We start from the raw sequence: 4,415 nt of genomic DNA on the forward strand, positions 1-4,415 counted from the left end.
ACGGGGCACCTGCCCCTTGCGGGGTGCGTGACCCGGGATCGGGGGCTGGGGCCCGGATGGCGGGTTGCACCCCGTAGGGTCGTCGCGTGAGTAACGAAGACATCACGCTGACCGCCGGCGACGCGCAAGCGACCGTGCAGCCGGGCAACGGCGGACGGATCGGCGGACTGAAAGTCGACGGCGTCGAACTGCTGCGCCAGGGCCCCAAGTTCGGCTGCTTCCCCATGGTCCCGTGGTGCGGCCGCACCAGGGACGGCCGCTTCCTGAACGGCTCCACCCCCCACCAGCTCCCCCTCAACTCCCCACCCCACGCCATCCACGGCACCGCCCGCGACGCCGCCTGGCGCATCGCCCGCAAGAGCGCCGACGAGGCCGTCATCACGTACGACCTCGTCGACCCCTGGCCGTACGCCGGCCGTGTCACCCAGGTCGTCAAGCTGACCGAGGACTCCCTGACGCTCACCATGGCGGTGGAGACGTACGGCGATTCCTTTCCGGCGCAGATCGGGTGGCACCCCTGGTTCAACCGCACCCTGGCGGGAGGGGAAGGGGAAGACGAGGGCGTGCGCGTCGACTTCCGCGCCGACTGGCAGGAGGAGCGCGGCGACGACCATCTGCCGACCGGCCACCGGATCGCCCCCCTTCCCGGCCCCTGGGACGACTGCTTCGGGATGCCCGACGGCGTCGACGTCACCCTCACCTGGCCGGGCCGGCTGGAGCTGAACGTGGCCAGCCGCGAGCAGTGGGTCGTCGTGTACGACGAGCAGGAGGCCGCCGTGTGCGTGGAGCCGCAGACCGGCCCGCCCAACGGTCTCAACACCGCGCCCCGCCTGGTCACCCCCATCGACCCCCTGGAAGCCGCCACCACCTGGACCTGGCGCCGCCTCTAAGCTGACCCCCATGAGCGACGACGTGCGTGGCGAGCTGCTGCAGCAGATCAAGGACAAGGCCGTGGTGCACGGCAAGGTGACCCTCTCCTCCGGGATCGAGGCCGACTACTACGTCGACCTGCGGCGGGTGACCCTGGACGGCGAGGCCGCCCCGCTGGTCGGCCAGGTGCTGCTCGACCTGACGGCGGACCTGGACTTCGACGCGGTCGGCGGCCTCACCATGGGCGCCGACCCGGTGGCCGGGGCCCTGCTGCACGCCGCCCACGCGCGCGGCCGGCGCGTCGACGCCTTCGTCGTCCGCAAGGAGGCGAAGGCGCACGGCCTGCAGCGCAGGGTCGAGGGCCCGGACATCGCGGGCCGCCGCGTGCTCGTCGTCGAGGACACCTCGACGACCGGCGGCTCCCCGCTTGCCGCCGTCGAGGCCGTGCGCGAGGCGGGCGCGGAGGTCGTCGCCGTGGCGACCATCGTCGACCGCGCCACCGGCGCCGCGGAGAAGATCCAGGAAGCCGCCGGCGTCCCGTACCTGTTCGCGTACTCCAAGGACGAACTCGGTCTCGCCTGAGCGAGTACCGAGGGGGGCCGGAGCATCCGGTCATGTCTGGAAAGATGGGGCCGACGATGACGTCGCCCCCTAGGTCAGGGTTCTCAGCAGAACGCCACCCGCACATACAAGGAGCGGACAGATGCCCATCGCAACCCCCGAGGTCTACAACGAGATGCTCGACCGGGCGAAGGCAGGCAAGTTCGCCTACCCGGCCATCAACGTGACCTCGACGCAGACCCTGCACGCTGCGCTCCGCGGCTTCGCGGAGGCCGAGAGCGACGGCATCATCCAGATCTCCACCGGCGGTGCGGAGTTCCTGGGCGGCCAGTACAAGAAGGACATGGTCACCGGCGCGGTGGCACTGGCCGAGTTCGCGCACATCGTCGCCACGAAGTACGACGTCACGGTCGCCCTGCACACGGACCACTGCCCGAAGGACAAGCTCGACGGGTACGTACGTCCGCTGCTCGCGGTCTCCGAGGAGCGCGTCAAGGCCGGGCAGAACCCGCTGTTCCAGTCCCACATGTGGGACGGCTCCGCGGAGACCCTCGACGACAACCTGGCCATCGCCCAGGAGCTGCTGGCCCGCGCCGCCGCCGCGAAGATCATCCTTGAGGTGGAGATCACCCCGACCGGTGGCGAGGAGGACGGCGTCTCGCACGAGATCAACGACTCCCTCTACACGACGGTCGACGACGCGTTCCGTACGGTCGAGGCCCTGGGCCTGGGCGAGAAGGGCCGCTACCTGCTGGCCGCGTCCTTCGGCAACGTGCACGGCGTCTACAAGCCGGGCAACGTCGTCCTGCGCCCCGAGCTCCTCAAGGAGCTGAACGAGGGCGTGGCGGCGAAGTACAACAAGCCGTCCCCGTTCGACTTCGTCTTCCACGGCGGCTCCGGCTCCTCCGAGGAGGAGATCCGCACGGCCCTGGAGAACGGCGTCGTGAAGATGAACATCGACACGGACACCCAGTACGCGTTCACGCGCCCGGTCGCGGACCACATGTTCCGCAACTACGACGGCGTCCTGAAGGTCGACGGCGAGGTCGGCAACAAGAAGACGTACGACCCCCGCACCTGGGGCAAGCTCGCCGAGGGCTCGATGGCCGCGCGCGTCACGCAGGCCTGCGGCCACCTGCGTTCCACGGGTACGAAGATCAAGTAAGCGCCTGTTCGCGTAGGCGGGGCCCGGTTGTCCACAGGGACGGCCGGGCCCCGCCGTATGTCCGTATGATCCGGAACATGGCTGCCCCAACGCCCCCACCGGACCCGTCGAAGGAGTCCCCGGCCCCGTCGCCGGCCTCCTCCCCGGCGCCGTCCCCGGCTTCCTCTCCGGCGCCGTCCCCGGCCGTCCGGATGTCCTCCTCCACGGGCAAGTGGATCCTGCTGACCACAGTCCTCGGATCCAGCATGGCGATGCTCGACTCGACCGTGGTGAACGTGGCGCTGCCGACGATCGGCCGCGACCTCGACGCCGACCTGGCCGGCCTCCAGTGGACCGTCAACGCCTACATGCTGACCCTCGCGGGCCTCATCCTGCTGGGCGGCGCCCTGGGTGACCGCTTCGGGCGGCGGAAGGTCTTCGTCGTCGGCGTGGTGTGGTTCGCGGCGGCCTCCCTGCTGTGCGGGCTCGCTCCGAACGCGGGGGTGCTGGTCGCCGCCCGCGCCCTCCAGGGCGTCGGCGGGGCGCTGCTCACGCCCGGCTCGCTGGCCCTCATCCAGGCGTCGTTCCACCCCGAGGACCGGGCGCGGGCCGTCGGCCTGTGGTCCGGGTTCGGCGGTATCGGCGCGGCGGTCGGCCCGTTCCTGGGCGGCTGGCTGGTGGACGGCCCCGGCTGGCGCTGGGTGTTCCTGCTGAACGTGCCGCTCGCCCTGCTGTGCGCCCCGATCGCCCTGAGACACGTACCGGAGTCGAAGGACGACCGGGTCCACGGGCGCGGCTTCGACGTGCTCGGCGCCGCCCTCGGCGCACTGTCGCTGGCCCTGGTGACGTACGCCCTCATCGAGGCGCCCGGCGGCTCGGTGCCCGTCGTCGCGGTGACGGCGGCGGCCGGGGTCGCGGCGGGCGTCGCCTTCGTGGCCGTGGAGAAGCGGCGGCCCGACCCGATGATGCCGCTGGACATCTTCGCGTCCCGCCAGTTCACCGCGGTCAACGTCGTCACCCTGTGCGTGTACGCGGCCTTCGGCGGGTTCTTCTTCCTCTCCGCGGTCCAGCTCCAGGTCGTGGCCGGCTACTCGGCCCTCGGCGCCGGTACGGCGCTGCTGCCGACCACGGTCCTGATGCTGCTGCTGTCGGCCCGCTCGGGCGAGCTGGCCCAGCGCATCGGCCCACGCATCCCGCTCACCGTCGGCCCGCTGCTGTGCGCGAGCGGGATGCTGCTGATGCTGCGAGTGGGCGAGGACGCCTCGTACGCGGCCGATGTGCTGCCCGCCGTCCTGGTGCTCGGCACCGGCATGGTGACGCTGGTGGCGCCCCTCACCGCGACCGTGCTGGCCTCCGTGGACACCGGCCGGGCGGGGCTCGCCAGCGGCATCAACAACGCGGCGGCCCGCGCCGCCGGTCTCGTCGCGGTGGCCGCGCTGCCGCTGCTGGCCGGGATGGGCGAGGAGGCGTACCGGTCGGCGGACGCCTTCGACGACGCGTTCCGGCGGGCCATGCCCCTGTGCGCGGGCATCCTCGTGGTGGGCGCGGTGATCGCCCTCGCGACCGTGCGCAAGCCCCCGCCCGGCTGTCTGCGGCCGGAATGCCTCACACACGGCAGCATCACGGCTCCGCCGCTGGAGCCGAACCGCTCACGGGGACGGCTGGAGTAGCCCGCCCTCTCTCCATCCCCGCACCGGTCGACGGGTCGGATGACCGGCACCCGTCGACGAGACCAGGGAGCGGGCCGTGCCGGTACGTCGAAAGTCCGCCGCGTAGGGCTCCCGCAGAAGAGCCCGACCCTCCAATTGAGAGCCGTATGCACGGGGGCGGCGGACTCGAC

4 protein-coding genes are annotated in these 4,415 nt (G+C 71.8%); all 4 read left to right on the forward strand.

Translation table 11 applies throughout. From position 1 onward, the window contains the following. Window positions 1-86: 86 nt before the first annotated feature. A complete protein-coding gene (locus ACFWGJ_RS42340) occupies window positions 87-890 on the forward strand; it encodes an aldose 1-epimerase (protein WP_387334289.1) in 804 nt (267 codons plus the stop codon). A gap of 10 nt (window positions 891-900) precedes the next feature. Further along, on the forward strand, window positions 901-1,452 hold the full coding sequence (gene pyrE, locus ACFWGJ_RS42345; RefSeq protein ID WP_387334290.1) for an orotate phosphoribosyltransferase: 552 nt from the start codon (window positions 901-903) through the stop codon (window positions 1,450-1,452). A 121-nt stretch (window positions 1,453-1,573) separates the two neighbouring features. After that, window positions 1,574-2,596, forward strand: coding sequence for a class II fructose-bisphosphate aldolase (fbaA, locus tag ACFWGJ_RS42350; protein ID WP_387334292.1), 1,023 nt, complete (start codon window positions 1,574-1,576; stop codon window positions 2,594-2,596). A gap of 191 nt (window positions 2,597-2,787) precedes the next feature. Continuing rightward, a complete protein-coding gene (locus tag ACFWGJ_RS42355) occupies window positions 2,788-4,245 on the forward strand; it encodes an MFS transporter (protein ID WP_387334293.1) in 1,458 nt (485 codons plus the stop codon). Window positions 4,246-4,415: the final 170 nt, after the last annotated feature.

It is taken from the genome of Streptomyces sp. NPDC060205, from assembly GCF_042728395.1.
Lineage (GTDB): Bacteria > Actinomycetota > Actinomycetes > Streptomycetales > Streptomycetaceae > Streptomyces.